This window comes from Pseudomonas sp. RA_35y_Pfl2_P32, from assembly GCF_963970735.1.
Classification (GTDB): domain Bacteria; phylum Pseudomonadota; class Gammaproteobacteria; order Pseudomonadales; family Pseudomonadaceae; genus Aquipseudomonas.
Genome location: NZ_CAXAQF010000009.1, coordinates 192,279 through 208,788 on the forward strand (window position 1 = coordinate 192,279; position 16,510 = coordinate 208,788).

At 61.2% G+C, this 16,510-nt stretch carries 15 protein-coding genes; 11 read left to right on the top strand and 4 right to left on the bottom strand.

All coding sequences use genetic code 11. From position 1 onward, the window contains the following. The first annotated feature begins 44 nt into the window (after positions 1–44). From AACY45_RS11505 to AACY45_RS11520, 4 genes are all read left to right on the top strand, one after another. Positions 45–944 (top strand): LysR family transcriptional regulator ArgP, encoded by a 900-nt coding sequence (locus AACY45_RS11505; RefSeq protein ID WP_339545567.1) that lies wholly within the window; start codon positions 45–47, stop codon positions 942–944. 96 nt (positions 945–1,040) lie between these two features. Further along, positions 1,041–2,048: an NAD-dependent epimerase/dehydratase family protein gene (locus AACY45_RS11510; RefSeq protein WP_339545568.1), complete on the top strand. Its 1,008-nt coding sequence runs from the start codon at positions 1,041–1,043 to the stop codon at positions 2,046–2,048. Positions 2,049–2,141: 93 nt separating this feature from the next. Further along, on the top strand, positions 2,142–2,987 hold the full coding sequence (locus AACY45_RS11515) for an ATPase (protein ID WP_339545569.1): 846 nt from the start codon (positions 2,142–2,144) through the stop codon (positions 2,985–2,987). 87 nt (positions 2,988–3,074) lie between these two features. Beyond that, entirely contained in the window at positions 3,075–3,923 is an 849-nt protein-coding gene (locus AACY45_RS11520; protein ID WP_339545570.1) for a cache domain-containing protein, read from the top strand. Positions 3,924–3,925: 2 nt separating this feature from the next. On the opposite strand, the gene AACY45_RS11525 is transcribed toward AACY45_RS11520, so the two are convergent. After that, positions 3,926–5,443: an MDR family MFS transporter gene (locus AACY45_RS11525; RefSeq protein ID WP_339545571.1), complete on the bottom strand. Its 1,518-nt coding sequence runs from the start codon at positions 5,441–5,443 to the stop codon at positions 3,926–3,928. Positions 5,444–5,729: 286 nt separating this feature from the next. Between AACY45_RS11525 and AACY45_RS11530 the strand changes: the two genes are divergently transcribed. Beyond that, complete coding sequence (locus tag AACY45_RS11530; protein ID WP_339545572.1) at positions 5,730–6,626, top strand: helix-turn-helix domain-containing protein; 897 nt, start codon at positions 5,730–5,732, stop codon at positions 6,624–6,626. A 7-nt stretch (positions 6,627–6,633) separates the two neighbouring features. On the opposite strand, the gene AACY45_RS11535 is transcribed toward AACY45_RS11530, so the two are convergent. Next, positions 6,634–6,810 (bottom strand): hypothetical protein, encoded by a 177-nt coding sequence (locus tag AACY45_RS11535; RefSeq protein WP_166590737.1) that lies wholly within the window; start codon positions 6,808–6,810, stop codon positions 6,634–6,636. Between the two features lie 124 nt (positions 6,811–6,934). Next, complete coding sequence (locus AACY45_RS11540) at positions 6,935–7,840, bottom strand: LysR family transcriptional regulator (RefSeq protein ID WP_339545573.1); 906 nt, start codon at positions 7,838–7,840, stop codon at positions 6,935–6,937. 115 nt (positions 7,841–7,955) lie between these two features. Between AACY45_RS11540 and AACY45_RS11545 the strand changes: the two genes are divergently transcribed. The 4 genes from AACY45_RS11545 (at position 7,956) to AACY45_RS11560 (ending at position 12,126) form a co-directional block, all read left to right on the top strand. After that, positions 7,956–8,840, top strand: coding sequence for an MBL fold metallo-hydrolase (locus tag AACY45_RS11545; RefSeq protein WP_339545574.1), 885 nt, complete (start codon positions 7,956–7,958; stop codon positions 8,838–8,840). 46 nt (positions 8,841–8,886) lie between these two features. Continuing rightward, on the top strand, positions 8,887–9,501 hold the full coding sequence (locus tag AACY45_RS11550) for an NAD(P)-dependent oxidoreductase (RefSeq protein WP_339545575.1): 615 nt from the start codon (positions 8,887–8,889) through the stop codon (positions 9,499–9,501). Positions 9,502–9,842: 341 nt separating this feature from the next. Further along, the gene (locus tag AACY45_RS11555) at positions 9,843–11,069 is read left to right on the top strand and encodes an alpha-xenorhabdolysin family binary toxin subunit A (RefSeq protein WP_339545576.1); all 1,227 of its coding nucleotides are present in this window, start codon (positions 9,843–9,845) and stop codon (positions 11,067–11,069) included. Between the two features lie 34 nt (positions 11,070–11,103). Beyond that, positions 11,104–12,126 carry an alpha-xenorhabdolysin family binary toxin subunit B gene (locus AACY45_RS11560; RefSeq protein ID WP_339545577.1) on the top strand — a complete coding sequence of 341 codons (1,023 nt, stop codon included), beginning with the start codon at positions 11,104–11,106 and terminating at the stop codon, positions 12,124–12,126. Between the two features lie 63 nt (positions 12,127–12,189). Here the strand turns inward: AACY45_RS11560 and AACY45_RS11565 are convergent, their stop codons facing one another. Then, complete coding sequence (locus tag AACY45_RS11565) at positions 12,190–13,089, bottom strand: LysR substrate-binding domain-containing protein (protein ID WP_339545578.1); 900 nt, start codon at positions 13,087–13,089, stop codon at positions 12,190–12,192. A gap of 159 nt (positions 13,090–13,248) precedes the next feature. Here AACY45_RS11565 and AACY45_RS11570 point away from each other — a divergent pair, with 159 nt between their 5' ends. Both AACY45_RS11570 and AACY45_RS11575 read left to right on the top strand, forming a co-directional pair. Further along, positions 13,249–14,886, top strand: coding sequence for a 5-guanidino-2-oxopentanoate decarboxylase (locus AACY45_RS11570; RefSeq protein WP_339545579.1), 1,638 nt, complete (start codon positions 13,249–13,251; stop codon positions 14,884–14,886). Beyond that, entirely contained in the window at positions 14,883–16,331 is a 1,449-nt protein-coding gene (locus tag AACY45_RS11575) for an aldehyde dehydrogenase family protein (protein WP_339545581.1), read from the top strand. Before AACY45_RS11570 ends, AACY45_RS11575 begins: the two co-directional genes overlap by 4 nt. The last annotated feature ends 179 nt before the right edge of the window (positions 16,332–16,510 follow it).

Here is a 16,510-nt window from a genome sequence, read left to right on the forward strand (position 1 = left end):
GTATAAGAAAAACCAATATTGCTGATCGCTCATTAGGAAAACTGATGTTCGACTATAAGTTGTTATCCGCCTTGGCTGCCGTGGTCGAGCAAGCCGGCTTCGAGCGCGCCGCCCAAGTGCTGGGATTGTCCCAGTCGGCGATTTCCCAGCGGATCAAGCTGCTCGAAGCGCGTGTCGGCCAGCCGGTGCTGGTGCGGGCCACGCCGCCGGCACCGACCGAGATCGGCCGGCGTCTGCTCAACCATGTCCAGCAGGTGCGCCTGCTCGAGCGCGACCTGCAAAGCCTGGTGCCGGCGCTGGATGAAGCCGGCCTGCCCGAGCGCCTGCGCATCGCCCTCAATGCCGACAGCCTGGCGACCTGGTGGGCGGGGGCGGTGGGGGATTTTTGCGCCGAACAACATTTGCTGCTGGACCTGGTGGTGGAGGACCAGACTGTTGGCCTCAAGCGCATGCGTGCCGGGGAAGTGGCGGCCTGCCTGTGTGCCAGTGAGCGTCCGGTGGCGGGCGCGCGCAGTGTCTTGCTGGGCGCCATGCGTTATCGGGCCCTGGCCAGCCCGGCCTTTATAGCCCGGCACTTCCCGAATGGGGTGCGCGCCGAGCAACTGGCCCGTACTCCGGCACTGGTGTTTGGTCCTGACGATTTCCTACAGCATCGCTACCTGGCGTCCCTTGGGGTGGAGGGCGGTTTCGAGCATCATTTGTGCCCGTCTTCCGAAGGCTTCATTCGCCTGACCGAAGCGGGCCTGGGATGGGGCCTGGTGCCGGAGTTGCAGGTGCGCGAGCAACTTGAGCGCGGAGTGCTGCTGGAGTTGTTGGCAGATAAACCGATCGATGTACCGCTGTACTGGCATCATTGGCGCAATGGTGGCCAACTGCTCGGCTTACTCACTGAGCATCTGGTGCGTTTATCCCGCCAATGGTTGGTGCCGTTGGAGCAGCGGTAAGCGTCAAGCAGCAAGCGATAAGTGAAGCGCTTGCGCACCGTTTTTAACTTGCAGCTTGTGGCTTGAAGCTTGGAACTGCATCTGTAGGAGCAATACATGAAAATTCTGGTCACCGGCGCAAGCGGCTTCATTGGCGGACGCTTTGCGCGGTTCGCCCTGGAGCAGGGCCTGGACGTGCGGGTCAACGGTCGCCGGGCCGAGAGCGTCGAGCATCTGGTGCGCCGCGGCGCCCAGTTCGTCCAGGGCGACCTGACCGATGGGCAACTGGTGCGCGACCTGTGCGTGGACGTCGATGCCGTGGTGCATTGCGCCGGTGCGGTAGGGGTGTGGGGGCGCTATCAGGATTTCCACCAGGGCAACGTGCTGGTCACCGAAAACGTGGTCGAGGCCTGCCTCAAGCAAAATGTCCGGCGCCTGGTGCACCTGTCCTCACCCTCGGTCTACTTTGATGGCCGCGACCACCTGGGCCTGACCGAAGAGCAAGTGCCCAAGCGTTTCAAGCATCCTTATGCGGCCACCAAGTACCTGGCCGAGCAAAAGGTCTTCGGTGCCCAGGAGTTCGGGCTCGAAGTGCTGGCGCTGCGCCCGCGCTTCGTCACCGGCGCCGGCGACATGAGTATCTTCCCGCGGCTGCTGAAAATGCAGCGCAAGGGGCGCCTGGCGATTGTCGGCAATGGCCTGAACAAGGTCGATTTCACCAGCGTGCAGAACCTCAACGAGGCCATGCTCAGCTGTTTGCTGGCCAGCGGTTCGGCACTGGGCAAGGTCTATAACATCAGCAATGGTGCCCCCGTGCCTGTGTGGGACGTGATCAACTATGTGATGCGCCAGATGGAGGTGCCGCAGGTCACGCGCTACCGTTCCTATGGCCTGGCCTACAGCGTTGCGGCGCTGAACGAGGGGGTTTGCAAGCTCTGGCCGGGGCGCCCCGAGCCGACCCTGTCGCGGCTGGGGATGCAGGTGATGAACAAAAATTTCACCCTGGACATCAGCCGCGCCCGGCATTATCTGGACTACGACCCGAAAGTCAGCCTGTGGGCGGCGCTGGATGAGTTCTGTGGCTGGTGGAAGGCCCAGGACATCGGCGGACACCCCCGGCACTGAACCGAGTGACGGGTTCGGGGTCGATCAATGCGTCGAGTTCAAGGTTTATACTCGGCGCATTTAGCCATCTCTGTGGTTCCAAAAGGTTGACTCATGTCCATGCGTAACGATGCCAACGACGACTTCGATAATGTGCCGAGCCTGCGTGCCGACAGTTTCGATCACGATGACTTCCACGCCGCCGGCCCTACCCGCGAGCGCAGCAGCGTGCATGCGCGCAGCGTCCCGGCGGTCCAGGTCAAGGGGCCGAGCACCGGTCCGTTGTGGGCATTGGTGGGCGCGCTGTTCTTTGCGTTCATGGGCCTGGCCTGGTGGAGCTTCCAGCAGATCTCGCTGATGGAGCAGCAGTTGGTGGCCACCCAGGAAAGCTTTGCGCGCATCAGTGAGGAAGCGGCCGGGCGCTTGCAGGACATTTCCGGCAAGGTCGTCGCCAGCCAGACCAACGTGAGCAGCGACAGTGAAGCGCTCAAGTTGCAAATCAAACAGCTTGAGCGCCAGTTGCTGGAGCAGAGCCAGCAACAGCAAGGCGTGGTAGGGCAGGCGACTGACCTGGACAAACGCCTGGCGCAGATCGCGGCGCAAAGCGCCGAGCAGCGTACCCTCAATAACCAGTTGCAAAGCGAACTCAAGACCCTGGGCGCCGAAGTGACCACCCTCAAGAGCACGCCTGCCGATACCAGCAAGGTCGAGGCCGAGCTCAAAAGCCTCAGTGCCGACATCACCGCGTTGAAGAAACAGGGCAATCCGAGTGCGGCCATCAACCGACTGGAGCAGGAACTGCTGGTGATCAAGAGCGAGCAGGACAATCGCCCGGCCAGCCCACAAGGTGGTGCAACAGTGGCCGAGTTCGATGCCTTCCGTGGCCAGGTCACGCGCAATATCACCACCTTGCAGACCCAGATCCGCAATTTGCAGCAGCAGATCAGCACCCGCCCTTGATTGGACCCGCCGGGCTTTGCTGAATAGTCGTACATAGCCCCAAGCCGTCTACGCTCTTGAAACATCAACAAGAACGAGGGACGCGCAATGAGGTTTCTGCAAAAAGCCGTGCTGCTCGGCGGGTTACTGCTGTTGTGCCTGGGCCAGGTCCAGGCGGCGGGCAAGGTCGCCGATGAGGAAAAGGCCGCGCTGGCCTTGCTGGAAAAGGCCCTGGCCTACTACCACGACAACGGTGACAAGGCGTTTGCCGCCTTCAGTCGCCAGGGTGAGTTTGTCGACAAGGACAAATACGTCTTCGTACTCGACACCCAGGGCACGATGCTCGCCAGTGGCGGGCCATCCTCGGCATTGATCGGGCGCGATGTGTCCGAAGTGCTGGGCCCGGACCTGCAGAAAGCCTTCAAGGATGTCTTGCAGGTGCCTGAGGGCAACGGCATCCAGACCGCCGAGTATCGCTGGCAGAACTGGGCCGACGGCAAGGTCGAGCGCAAGCGTGTGTACTACCAGCGCGTCGGCCAACGGATTCTCGCGGTCGGGTACTACCTGCCACGGGCGTCGGCCGAACAGGCCAAGGCCCTGCTCGACAAAGCGGCAGCCGACCTGGCCAAGGATGAGCAGGCCACGCTCAATTCGATCAATTCCCTGCAAGGCGGTTTCCTGCAGGACGACCTGTATGTGTTCGTGGTCAATCTCGACAATCAACGGTACCTGGCCCACGGCACCAACCTGCGCCTGATCAACACTGACTTTGGCAAGATCAAGGACCCGCAAGGCAAGCCGGTGGGCGAGCCGATCCTGGCGCTGATGGCCACCCAGGAGCAGGGCGAGTACGAGTACCGCTGGAAAAACCCGGTCACCGGCAAAGTGGAAAACAAGCACGCCTACCTGAAAAAAGTCGGCAACCGGCTGGTGGCGGTGGGGTATTACAGCCCTTGATCCTACCTGGCGTTGTGTTCGCGGCCGCGCAGCAGTTGGTTGGGCATCGCGATGGCCGCCGCCAGCCCCAGCAGCGACACTGCCGCACTGACCATCAGCAAATGCCGGAAGGTCAGCAGCAATTCGGCGCGCAGGGCGTGCTGCGCGGCGCCCGGTGCGGCGTTCAAGCCGTCGAGCAGGACGTTGCCGGAACGGCCTTCGGCCACCAACGATGTGCCGGCCAGATGGGCGAAGCTGGAGTCCTGCAAGAGTGCCAGCAACAGCGCCGACATCAAGGCCACGCCCACCGCGCCGCCGAGGGAGCGGAACAGGTTGGTGGTGCTGGTGGCGACGCCGATGTCCCGTTGTTCCACAGCGTTTTGCGTGCCCACCAGCGAAGTCGGGAACTGCATGCCGGCGGCGATCCCGCTGAGCAGCATGAACAGGCTGCTGATGAGCATCGCTTGTGGCGGGCTGTAGGCCATGCCGAGGATCGCGATCGGGGTCAGCAGCGCGCCCGTGAGGATCATCGGTTTGTAGCGGCCGGTCACCGAGGTCCGGCGCCCGGCGTAGTAGGCCCCCATCGGTAAGCCCATGGCCAGCGGCAGCAGGTGCAGCGCAGCGCTGTCGGCACCGGCGCCGGTGACGCTCTGAAAGCGCAGCGGCATCAGCACGATCAGGGAAATCGCCTGGAAACTGGTGAAGAAAATCGTGCACCAGCACAGCAGTGCAGTGCGGTTGGCGAACAGGTGCATCGGCAGCAGCGGTTCGCGGGCGCGGCGTTCGTGCCAGACGAACAGCGCCAGGGTCAGCACCGCACCCGCCAGGAGCCCCAGCACTTCGGCACTGCGCCAGGCGTGACCCTGGCCGACCTCGGTGATCCCGAGCAACAGGGCGGTCAGGCCGATGATCATCAATAGCGTGCCGAGGTAGTCGATCAGCGGTTTGCGTTGCGGCACTGGCAAGCCCACCAGTGTGCGATTGGCCACCAGCCAGGCGCCCAGGCCCAGGGGCAGGTTGATCAGGAACACCCAGCGCCATGACAGGTACTCGGTCATGTAGCCGCCGAGCACCGGCCCGGCGACACTGGCCACCGCGTACATGCTGCTGAAGTAGCCCTGATACCGGCCGCGTTCGCGCGGTGGCACGATGTCGCCGATGATCGCCTGGCTGACCGAAATCATCCCCCCGGCCCCGATGCCCTGGATGATCCGCGCCAGGACCAGTTGTTCCATGCTCTGGGCCAGGCCGCACAGCAACGAGGCCAGGGTGAACAGGCCCATGCCGAACAGCATCAGCTTGCGCCGACCGTAGAGATCGCCGAGCTTGCCGTAGATCGGCACCGCCACCGTCATCGCCACCATGTAGCCGGAAATCACCCAGGCCAGCAGGCTGACGTCCTTGAACTGGGCGGAAATGGCCGGCATCGACACGGCAACGATGGTCTGGTCCAGCGCGCCGAGGAAGATCGCCAGCATCAGGGCGATCAGGACGCTGCGAATGGCCGGCTTGGGGTGTTCAGGCTGATTCATGGTGGTCACGGGCAAACCCTGCGGGGAATGCCGCCAGTGTAAGTCGGTAGCAGGCTATTCGATAGCCTCGCAAGAAAGCGGATGGGGGTTTTCCGCGACCCTGTTGCACGTGTTGTGCGGGTCGTTATGACTCAAAAGCGTCACTCGGACAGGCCCGCGGGTGGTTTTTATCCATCCAGTGCTTGCATTTTTCCTGGGTGAGTCGGTCAATTGAGGGAGAACACTGAGCCAAAACCTGTACATTTCGCCAATCGGGGCGACTATCGCCCGTTACGCTGAGGCCTGGACTGACGTTATGAACAAGCCTGCCCTTCCTGCGATTCCGATATTCAAACGCTATGGTGAAAGTCTGGACTGGCCGACGCCGGACTTGCTGCATTGCGAAACCCTCTCCCAGCGCAGTCGCGAGCACCACTGGAAAATCAAACCCGATCGGCATGCTGATCTCTGTCAGTTGCTGTTTGTATTCAAAGGCCAGGCAGCACTCGAAATCGAAGGCCAACTGACCCGGCTGGACGAGCCTGGAGTCCAGATCCTGCCAGCGTTGGCAGTCCATGGTTTTCGCTTCAGCGAGGATGTCGAGGGTTTTATCCTGACCCTGGCGGCTCCCCTGGTGGCGCATCTGCAAGCTCAACTGGGCCATTCGGTCAACGCCCTGGCCCAGGCCGACAGTTACCTGGCAGGTGCTCAGGCCGAGTACCTCAATAGCCTGTTCAGCGCCTTGCAGGCGGAGTACAACGGCCATCAACCGGCGCGCGAGATGCTCATGCACTCGCTGGTCAGCGTGATCCTGGTCTGGGTCAGCCGCCAGGTGATCCAGCGCCGCAGCGCCCACCAGCGCCCGCAGCGCGCTCGGGAATACCTCAATGGCTTTATCCAGCTGGTGGAAGAGAATTATCGCCAGCACGTCAAGGTCGAGGACCTGGCCCACCGCCTGGGAATTTCGGTCTCTCACCTCAACGGCACATGCCGTGAGCTGGCCGGGCAGCCGGCGTTACAGATCATGCACGAGCGGCAGTTGCTGGAGGCCAAGCGCATGCTGACCTACACCAGCATGACGATTTACGAGATGTCCGATCTGCTGGGCTTCTCCGACCCGACCAACTTCACCCGGCTGTTCCGTCGGCGTGTCGGCATCTCGCCCAAGGCTTTTCGGGATCGCTTGAAAAGTGATCAGGGCGAGCAGGCGTAAACGCGGTCTACCTGAGGGCGTTCAAGGTCGCGTTATGGGGAATGCACTGGTCAACGCCACAACTGGCCGCGACCCTGGGTTGCTGCCTGGCCTGTTCGACACGGTAGGCGGCCGTGCCATACAGCGCCAACGTGGCGGTGCAAGTGATGAAGATCGCGAAATACCGTCTTGTTTTAATGTTCATGGCATCGACCTCTGAACGAATACCCGGGGGTACTACTATCAGCATAGGTCAGCTGTGCCTGGATGCCATGAGTGCTGCCGGCGTTTGTAGGCGGACATTCAGGCGGTTGATGTCGCCAAAGTGCTTAAAGCCCCTGATCCCATTCCGGCTCTTGCGGAAACCTCACCACCAGAAAATCCAGCATGCTGCGCAAGGCCGCCGGCATGTGCTTGCGTGAGGCATACACCGCGTACATGTTCATCTGCCGGGGCTCGGCTTGGGGCAGCAGGCGGACCAGTTCGCCGCGGTGAATGTGTACATGGGCCTGGTAGCTGGGCAGCATGGCCACCCCGGCGCCGGCCATGGCAGCGCGCAGCAGGGTGCTGGCCTCGTTGGCGCTGATGTTGCCCTGCACCGGCACCGAGACCTGTTCACCTGCCTCCTCGAAATGCCAGAGGCTTTTGCCGAAGTAGGAGTGAGTCAGGCAGTTGTGCAGGCGTAGGTCTTCCACCCGCTGCGGCGCCGGGTGTTCGCGCAGGTACGTCGGGGAGGCGCAGATCAGCGAACGGCAGACGGTCAGGTGCCGGGCGATCAGGTTCGGGTCCAGGTCGTTGCTGGTGCGAATCGCCAGGTCGATGCGTTCATCCACCAGGTTCACCGTGCGGTCGAGCATTTGCAGGTCGATGCTGACCCCGGGGAAACGCTTGACGTAGGCGGCCATGGCATCGGCCAGTTGCGCCTGGCCGAACGAGGTGCTGACGCTGATGCGCAACAGGCCGCGTGGCGCATCATCTGGTGCGCTGACGGCGGCCTGCATGTCGCTCGACAGCTCAAGCATCTGTCGACAGCGGGGCAGAATCTCGCTGCCGGCGGCGGTCAGGCTCAGCTTGCGAGTGGTGCGGTGCATGAGCCGGGCGCCGACCCAGTCTTCGAGTTCCGCCAGGTAGCGCGACACCACCGGGCGGGAGAGGTCCAGATGATCGGCGGCGGCCGACTGGCTGCCGAGGTCGACCACGCAGACGAACACGCGCATTGCTTGAAGACGATCCATGATTTGCCCGCTTTCAGAAACAAACTATGTTCAAGCATCGCATTTTTTGTAGCGAGTCAGGCAACTAAGCTCTGTCCCATCGCCAAACCTGGCCCACGGAACACGGAGCAGCACCATGATCGGTTTCAGCACTTTCAAGCGACTTTTACTGGCCACCGCCACCCTCGGTTTTGCAGCGCATGCGGCGGCCGCCAGTCCGGCACTGACCCTGGATGTCTATAACCCGGGCACCGCCGCCATTTTCCCAGTGAGTTCGGTGCTGGTCAGCGGCGAGAAAGAGGCGATCCTGGTGGATGCCCAGTTCGGCAAGTCCCAGGCCCAGCAGGTGGTGGAGAAAATCCGCGCCAGCGGCAAACAACTGACCACCATCTACATCAGCCACGGCGACCCGGATTACTATTTCGGCCTGGACACCCTGACGGCGGCGTTCCCCAACGCCAACGTGCTGGCCTCACAACCGACGGTGGATCACATCAAGGCCACGGTTGAAGGAAAGCTCAAGTTCTGGGGCCCGAAGATGGGCGCCGACGTTCCTGCTAAAACCGTCATCCCCGGCGTGCTCAAGGGCCATAGCCTGAGCCTGGAAGGCCAGACCCTGGACATCGTGGGCCTGGACGGCAAGCAGCCGGACCGTAGCGTTGTCTGGATCCCGTCGATCAAGGCGGTGGTCGGCGGGGTGGTGATCGCAGAAAACATCCACGTCTGGATGGCGGACACCCAGACCGCGCAGTCCCACGCCGATTGGCTGAGCACCCTGGACCGCATCGTCAAGCTGCAGCCGCAGACGCTGGTTCCCGGTCACTACCTGGGTGACAGCCGCCGCTCGCTGGCGGCCGTGCATTTCACCGCCGAGTACATCAAGGCCTTTGATGAAGAAACCGCCAAGGCCAAGGATTCCACCGCCCTGATCGCGGCGATGCTCAAGCGTTACCCGAACCTGGGCGAGGAAAGCTCCCTGGAGCTGAGCGCCAAAGTCGCCAAGGGCGAGATGCAGTGGTGATTCGTCACCCTGTCATTAGCCAACCTCAATCACTGGAGCACTGTTCATGAGCAAGATCGCACTCATTGGCGCCACCGGCCGTGCCGGTAGCCAACTGCTGGAAGAAGCCCTGCGTCGTGGGCATAGCGTCACCGCCATCGCCCGTGACACCTCGAAGCTCAGCCCGCGTCCGGGTGTGGTGAGCAAGAACGTGGACGTGCTCGATGCAGCCGCCTTGCAAGCGGCAGTGGCCGGCCACGACCTGGTGATCAGCGCCGCACATTTTGCGACCATCCCCGCCAACGCCATCATCGCGCCGGTGAAGCAAGTCGGGGTCAAGCGCCTGCTGGTGGTCGGTGGCGCCGGCTCGCTACTGTTGCCCACCGGCACCAGGGTCATCGATAGCCCGGATTTCCCGCCTGAGTACAAGGCGCAGGCCAGTGCCGGCGCGGTGTTCCTCGACACCTTGCGCCAGGAACAGGAGCTGGACTGGACCTTCCTCTCACCGTCCGCACTGTTCGTCGAAGGCGAGCGCACCGGGACTTTTCGTATCGGTCAGGATGACTTGCTGGTGAGTGCTGAAGGCAAGAGCTGGATCACTTTCGCTGACTATGCGATTGCGATGCTCGATGAAGTAGAGAAACACGCTTATTCCCGGCAGAGATTTACGGTAGGTTACTGATTGAATATTTAAAAAGGCCACTGAGTGGCCTTTTTTTTGCGCGTTTATTGGCGCCGGTGTGTGCTGTTATCGCGTCGAGTGTTTTTGTACAGGTTGGGCGGAGCGTTGAGTAGCTATAGAGTGTTTGGTCTATGTGTAAGTTATTTTTAGTGGGGATTTTTATAAGTCTTACGGTATTCCGGTTCAACGTCTTACGTTACCTGGTTCTGCTGGGGAATTGCGGGTAATGATGTCGGTGCGATACGGTTGCTTGACTGTCAATGTGTTATTCGTTGCTTCAGGTAATGCATGAATAAGCATTTAAATCGTAGCTGTATTTTTAGTGATGCACCGGAGGATGTATGGAGCAGGAATTAGAGTTTGCCGCCCAGCAGTTGCAAACCATAGCAGAGCAAGTTGTTCCAACGTTGGAGGGCGTTAGCAATGTGATAGAAGCCTCAAAATTCGTACCGGTTCAGTATTTTGGGAAGCGCGTGGAAAATATAGATGATGAGACGTTTATCGTAAAGAAGAGTCATGTGTTGTCCATTAAGCGTTATGTTCGTGCGGGGCTTGCCTTGCCGGTAAACATCAGTGAGGTTGAATCTTTCCTGGGCTATCGTGAGTCGGGTTACGAAGCGCTTGAACCCGCGAACATGCAACAGCTTCATCAGCAGATTCATCAGCATGCTCTGTCATGGGCAACGCTGGAGCGTAGAACAAAGGATATTGGCAATCAGTTGGATCTGTTTGCCAGCACGTTTATCAAGTCGGGTGCAACAATTGTCGAGGCTTTGAAGGGCAGCGAAGCCTACAAAAATTTTCAGGGCAATGTTGATTCATTGAGCGAGCATGAGAAAGAAAGTTTGGCTGCCATTCCGCTTGGCGGTACCGATTCAAAGCGTGTTGAAAACCTCGGCAGGGCATTGATGTGGGCGAGAAAGGATATCGCAGAGTTCTATCTGGACGTTGCCAGCGTCAATGGGTTGGCTATTGAGTTTTCACGCAAGATATCCGATGAGTTATTGATTCAGGTGGCGCACAAGCAAAAAGTTGTTGATGAGGCGCGCATTGGCAGGGACGAAGAGGTTGATGAGTTTTGTCAGCAAATAAAGTCGCTTGATCAGGCAATTGCCGAAAAGCAATCTGAGTATGACGGGCAAGTGGGATACGCATTTACCGGGCTGGTGTTTGGTCCGATTGGACTGCTCGTGACCGGTGGAATATTTGGTGCCCAGGCGGAAGCAACAAGAGCGCAAAAGAATCTGTTATTAGAGCGTAAGGAGAAATTGCTTGCAAAGTTGTCGAAGGCTCGGTTGTCGCAAAGCCTGATCGCCCTGGCGACCAATTTTACCGAGATGCGTGCATTGATGAAGGATGCTGAGCAAGGCATCAAGTGTATCGAGGACGTATTGGGTATTGTCTGGAGTAGCCTGGGTGTGTCTCTGGAGGCGTTTGAAGATAATGCGACTGAGTTGGACCTGATTTTGCTGGTGCTTAATCTTCAGGCTATTTTCGAACCGTGGAAAACCATTAAGGGACATGCTCAAGCACTGTCGGGTGTTTTCAATCAGATTACTGCGGACTAATTAATCAGTTTTTTGTTCAGGGATGAATGTGACTATGAATAACTATGGATTTTTTACGGCTAGTCATTATGTGGTGCCCGATACTGCTGCGATGAGGGTCGCCAAGGACCGGCTGAACATAAGTGTGGCAGGTCAGGATTTTAATTTTCTACCCTCATTGAAAGACAAACTCGCGTTTGTCAGGGACGAGCTGAATGACGCACATCAACAACTGTTCGACGATATCAAGAAGGTTCATGCGGCATTGGCCAACACTGGATTCGTCGCAACGTTGACGAGTATCCAGGAGGTTCGAAGCCTCACTGATTTGTCCTCCGTATTGAAAGATCAACAAACGGACAGGATCCTTAATCAAGGGGTTGAGCGGGTCAGCGGTTCGCAGGTTGTGGTGGCTTCTGCCAATCGCAATCTGGCGAGGGTGGTCCGGGAGCTTGACTCGGTCAGTTTCGCTGAGTCGGCCGGTAATTTGCCTAGTACCATCAGTTCTGAGGTGGCGTCTATTGAACGGCGCATTGAGACCGACAGGGGGGATCTTGAGAAGCTCGCTGCGGAGAAGCAATTTATCGATGACGCCATTCAGCGGTTCAAGACGCCGGGCTGGCTGGCTATCGTCAAAAGCCTGCTGCCGAGCGTAGAGGAAATTCAGGCCGCGATGAAGCTGGTCGCAACTCAAAAGCCGGATAAGGAGTTCCTGCAAATGGTGCTGAACAAGCTCCAGGGAAACCTTGAGGGTATCGACCAGGGGCGTCAGTTCACCAATTTGGCGCAAGCCAGGGATGCCGTGCGCGAGCGCACGACGATGCTGAATGCCAGCCTCAAGACTGACCAGTTGCAAGTCCGTGAGTTGCGACGCAAGCTTCATGCATTGGAGGAGCTGGACGCACTGGGTCCGGTTATCCGTAGCTGGTCGGAAGAAGTCGCCAAGGTTGCTGAGGCCTACACGCATTTTCTCCAGGACAACAAGCCTGAGTCGATAACGGATGTGTCGGCACTGGAGGCGGCTGCCGAACGTTATGAGGCATTTCAGCGCTATTTGAAAACCATCAAGAAAAGCTGATCCATCAAGTGTACTGAAGGTCATGCCAAACGCATGACCTTCTTTGTTTTGCAGGCAGTGGAGCTACACCGTCGAGCAATCATCACGTTGTTGTGCCTGCCGTATCAGCCACTCCATCAACTCGCGCAGCTGCGGCGACGGTCCCGGCTTTTGCGGGAACACCAGGTAGTACGCCAACCCCGTGCGCACCTTCAGCGCGAAGGGCATGACCAGCCGTCCGGCACTCAGGTCATCGCCAATCAACGACCAGTCACCAATCGCCACCCCGGTGCCTTGGGAGGCCACCGACATCGCCAGGTCCAGGGTCTCGAAGTGCTGGCCCTTGCCCACGGTGCTGAGGTTGACGTCCGCCGCTTTCAGCCAGGCTTTCCAGTCCCGTTGATCCCGCGTGGGGTGCAGCAGCAAGTGCTGGTCGAGGTCTGCCGGGCTGTGCAGCGGCACCGGGCCATCGAGCAGCGGCTGGGAGCAGACGGGCGTCAGCTGTTCATCGAACAGGCGCAGCGACGCCAGGGTGCTGTCCGGTGGTGCGCCGTACATCACGGCGGCGTCGAACTGTTCGCGATGAAAGTCCACCCCGTGGTGCACCGTGGTGGTCAGTTCCACCGGCACGTCCGGTCGCTCCTTCTGCCATTGCAGCAAGCGCGGCAGCAACCAGCGCATCACACAGGTCGGGGCCTTGAGTTGCAGGGTTTCACGGTGCGCGCCCACCTGTTCCACCGCCTCGTCGATCAACCCGAATACCTGCTGGATGCGCGGCAGCCATTCCTGGCCTTCGGCCGTCAGGCTCAAGCCCCGCGCCTGGCGATGGAACAGCGCGTAACCCAGGTGCTCTTCCAGCCCGGCGATCTGCCGGCTTACCGCGCCCTGGGTGATGTGCAACTGCTCGGCCGCCCGGGTGAAGTTGCAGCACTGGGCCGTGATCAGAAACGTGTGCAGGGCGGGGAGGGGCGGAAGTCGTTTCATGGAACGCCAAGGCATGAGGTGAGGACATGGCGAGTATGACTTTTTATCGATTGTTGCGGCTACCCGCAGACCGTTCCAATAACGCCATGACTGAGCCCCGTCGCGCAGCAACACATGTCGCGCGGGGTCAGCGTCTCAACGAACAAGAAGGGCAAAGACATGGCAACGTGCGGCGAAGTATTGGTCAAGTTACTCGAAGGCTACGGGGTCGAGCAGGTGTTCGGCATTCCCGGGGTTCACACCGTTGAGCTGTATCGCGGGCTGGCCCGTTCGAGCATCAACCACGTCACCCCGCGCCACGAACAGGGCGCCGGCTTCATGGCCGACGGCTATGCCCGCACCAGCGGCAAACCCGGGGTGTGCTTCATCATCACCGGCCCTGGCATGACCAACATCACCACCGCCATGGGCCAGGCCTATGCCGACTCGATCCCGATGCTGGTGATCTCCAGCGTGCAGTCGCGCAGTCAGTTGGGCGGCGGTCGCGGCAAGCTGCACGAATTGCCGAACCAGGGTGCCCTGGTGGCTGGCGTGGCGGCGTTCTCCCATACGCTGATGTCGGCCGCCGAGCTGCCGGGCGTACTGGCCCGGGCCTTCGCCTTGTTCCAGGCCGGGCGCCCGCGTCCGGTGCACATCGAGATCCCCCTCGACGTGCTGGTGGAAGACGCCGATTCCCTGCAAGGCAGCCAACCGGTGAGCATCACCCGCGCCGGTGCCGCGCCGTCGGCTGTGGCACAGATGAGTGAGTTGCTGGCAACTGCCCAGCGTCCGCTGATTCTCGCCGGTGGCGGTTCGATTGATGCCGCCACCGAGCTGACCCGTCTGGCCGAGTTGCTGGACGCGCCGGTGGCGCTGACCATCAATGCCAAAGGCATGTTGCCTGCAGAGCACCCCTTGCTGATCGGCTCGACCCAGTCCCTGGTGGCCACCCGCGCCCTGGTGGCGGACGCCGACGTGGTGCTGGCGATCGGCACCGAACTGGCGGAAACCGATTACGACGTGACCTTTGCCGGCGGCTTCGAGATTCCCGGGACCCTGCTGCGGGTCGACATCGACCCGGACCAGACCGTGCGCAACTACCCGCCGAAAGTCGCGTTGGTGGCGGATGCACAATATGCCGCCCAGGCCCTGCTCGATGGCGTCGCCAAACATGCCCTGACCGAGCGGCGCAGCGATTGGGGCCAGGCCCGCGCGGCCAGCCTGCGGGCTGAACTGGCAAGCACCTGGGACGCCCCGACCCTGGCCCAGACCCTGTTCCTGCACACCGTGCAGGAGGTCTTGCCAGAGGCGGTGTTCGTCGGCGATTCGACCCAGCCGGTGTACAGCGGCAACCTGACGTTCAACCCGCAGCGCCCGCGTCGCTGGTTCAACTCGTCCACCGGTTACGGCACCCTCGGTTACGCCTTGCCGGCCGCCATCGGCGCCTGGCTCGGCGGGGGCCAGGCGCGGGACACTCGGCCCCCGGTGGTGTGCCTGATCGGTGACGGTGGCCTGCAGTTCACCTTGCCGGAGCTGGCCAGTGCCGTGGAAGCGCGCACGCCGGTGATTGTCCTGCTGTGGAATAACCAGGGCTACGAAGAGATCAAGAAGTATATGGTCAACCGCGCCATCGAACCGGTGGGCGTCGACATCTACACCCCGGATTTCATCACCGTGGCCAAGGGCCTGGGCTGTGCGGCCCAGACCATCAATGGGGTGGAGGCGCTACGCGCGGCGCTGCGTGCCGCGGTGGATCGCCAGGGCCCGAGCCTGATTGAAATCGACCAGAACCAGTGGCAGAAGGCGGTGTCGGCATGAACTTCCCGATCACCCTGGACGGTGTGTACATCGATGGCCAATGGTCGGCGGGCAGCGAACACCTGCGGGTCATCAACCCGGCGACCGAAGCCCTGTTGACCACGGTCAACGGCGGCGACGAAGGGGCAGTCGATCGCGCACTGAGTGCCGCCACTGCAGCCTTTGCCCAGTGGTCGAACACCTCGGGCGCCGAGCGCGGGGCCATCCTGCGCCGCATTGCCGCGGGCGTGCAGGCAGGCCGGGAACGGCTGATGTACCTGCAGTCGAGCAACAACGGCAAACCGCTGTTTGAAGCCGGGATCGATGTCGATGATGTGATCGCCACCTTCGAGTACTACGCTGGCCTGGCGGAGGCGCTGGACGCCAGCCAGGACCATCCGCTGGCGCTGCCAAGCGAGGCGTTTGCCGCCCGCGTGCGCCGGGAGCCCTGCGGTGTGGTCGGGCTGATCGTGCCGTGGAATTTCCCCATGGTCACCACTGCCTGGAAGCTCGCACCGGCCCTGGCCGCCGGTTGCTGCGTGGTGCTCAAGCCCTCGGAAGTCACCCCACTGCCGGAGCTGGAACTGGCGGCGATCATCGCCCAGAGCGGCTTGCCCAAGGGCGTGTTCAACCTGGTCTGCGGCACTGGTCTGGCAGTGGGCGCACCGCTGTCGAGTGATCCGCGGGTGGCGAAGATTTCCTTCACCGGCAGCAACGCGGTGGGGGTTCAGGTCATGCAGCGTGCGGCCGAAACCATCAAGGGTGTGAGCCTGGAGCTGGGTGGCAAATCGTCGTTGCTGGTGATGGCTGACGCCGACCTCGACCTGGCGGTGGAGCTGGCCAGTGGCGGTGGGTTCTTCAACGCCGGGCAGATGTGCTCGGCCACCAGCCGGGTACTGGTGGCCGACTCGCTGGCGGATGAGTTCCTGCAACGCCTGAAGGCCCGTGCCGAGTCGATTCGCGTGGCGGATCCGTTCGACCCTGAGGTGGAGATGGGCGCGCTGGTCAACCAGGCGCAATACCAGCGAGTGCTGGGCCACATCGATCGCGGCCTCAGTGCCGGTGCGCGACTGGTGTGCGGTGGCGGGCGTCCGGCGGACCTGTCGCGCGGGTATTTTTTGCAGCCAACGGTCTTCACCGACGTGCCCCTGGACAGTGCGCTGTGGTGCGAAGAGATCTTTGGCCCGGTGCTCTGTGTGCGCCGTTTCGCCAGCGAGCAGGAGGCCATCGCGTTGGCCAACGACAGTCAGTTCGGGCTGGTGGCCAGTGTCGTCAGCGGCGATGCGAACGTTGCGCAGCGGGTCGCCAACGCCCTGCAGGCGGGGCTGGTGTGGATCAACGCACCGCAGGTGATCTTCCCGCAGGCCGCCTGGGGTGGCTACAAACAGAGCAGCCTCGGCCGCGAGTTGGGGCCCTGGGGTTTGCAGGCTTTCCAGGAAATAAAGCACGTGATTCGCGCCGTCTGACTGCCCGAAAACGGACCCTGCATGCCTCGTCACGAGGCATGCGTGCGGGACATGGCACCAATGATTTTTTTTCGATTGTTGCGCCCAGGGCGTGACCTCAGGATGAACCCGCCGATATCGCCAAGGCCCTTGTAACACGGGGGTTGGCCGCGATCGAACAGCGCGGTCGCAAGGGATGC

Coding starts and splice junctions, on each gene's coding strand:
- AACY45_RS11505 (WP_339545567.1), top strand. CDS start 45: ATGTTCGACTATAAGTTGTTATCCGCCTTGGCTGCCGTGGTCGAGCAA.
- AACY45_RS11510 (WP_339545568.1), top strand. CDS start 1,041: ATGAAAATTCTGGTCACCGGCGCAAGCGGCTTCATTGGCGGACGCTTT.
- AACY45_RS11515 (WP_339545569.1), top strand. CDS start 2,142: ATGTCCATGCGTAACGATGCCAACGACGACTTCGATAATGTGCCGAGC.
- AACY45_RS11520 (WP_339545570.1), top strand. CDS start 3,075: ATGAGGTTTCTGCAAAAAGCCGTGCTGCTCGGCGGGTTACTGCTGTTG.
- AACY45_RS11530 (WP_339545572.1), top strand. CDS start 5,730: ATGAACAAGCCTGCCCTTCCTGCGATTCCGATATTCAAACGCTATGGT.
- AACY45_RS11535 (WP_166590737.1), bottom strand. CDS start 6,810: ATGAACATTAAAACAAGACGGTATTTCGCGATCTTCATCACTTGCACC.
- AACY45_RS11540 (WP_339545573.1), bottom strand. CDS start 7,840: ATGGATCGTCTTCAAGCAATGCGCGTGTTCGTCTGCGTGGTCGACCTC.
- AACY45_RS11545 (WP_339545574.1), top strand. CDS start 7,956: ATGATCGGTTTCAGCACTTTCAAGCGACTTTTACTGGCCACCGCCACC.
- AACY45_RS11550 (WP_339545575.1), top strand. CDS start 8,887: ATGAGCAAGATCGCACTCATTGGCGCCACCGGCCGTGCCGGTAGCCAA.
- AACY45_RS11555 (WP_339545576.1), top strand. CDS start 9,843: ATGGAGCAGGAATTAGAGTTTGCCGCCCAGCAGTTGCAAACCATAGCA.
- AACY45_RS11560 (WP_339545577.1), top strand. CDS start 11,104: ATGAATAACTATGGATTTTTTACGGCTAGTCATTATGTGGTGCCCGAT.
- AACY45_RS11565 (WP_339545578.1), bottom strand. CDS start 13,089: ATGAAACGACTTCCGCCCCTCCCCGCCCTGCACACGTTTCTGATCACG.
- AACY45_RS11570 (WP_339545579.1), top strand. CDS start 13,249: ATGGCAACGTGCGGCGAAGTATTGGTCAAGTTACTCGAAGGCTACGGG.
- AACY45_RS11575 (WP_339545581.1), top strand. CDS start 14,883: ATGAACTTCCCGATCACCCTGGACGGTGTGTACATCGATGGCCAATGG.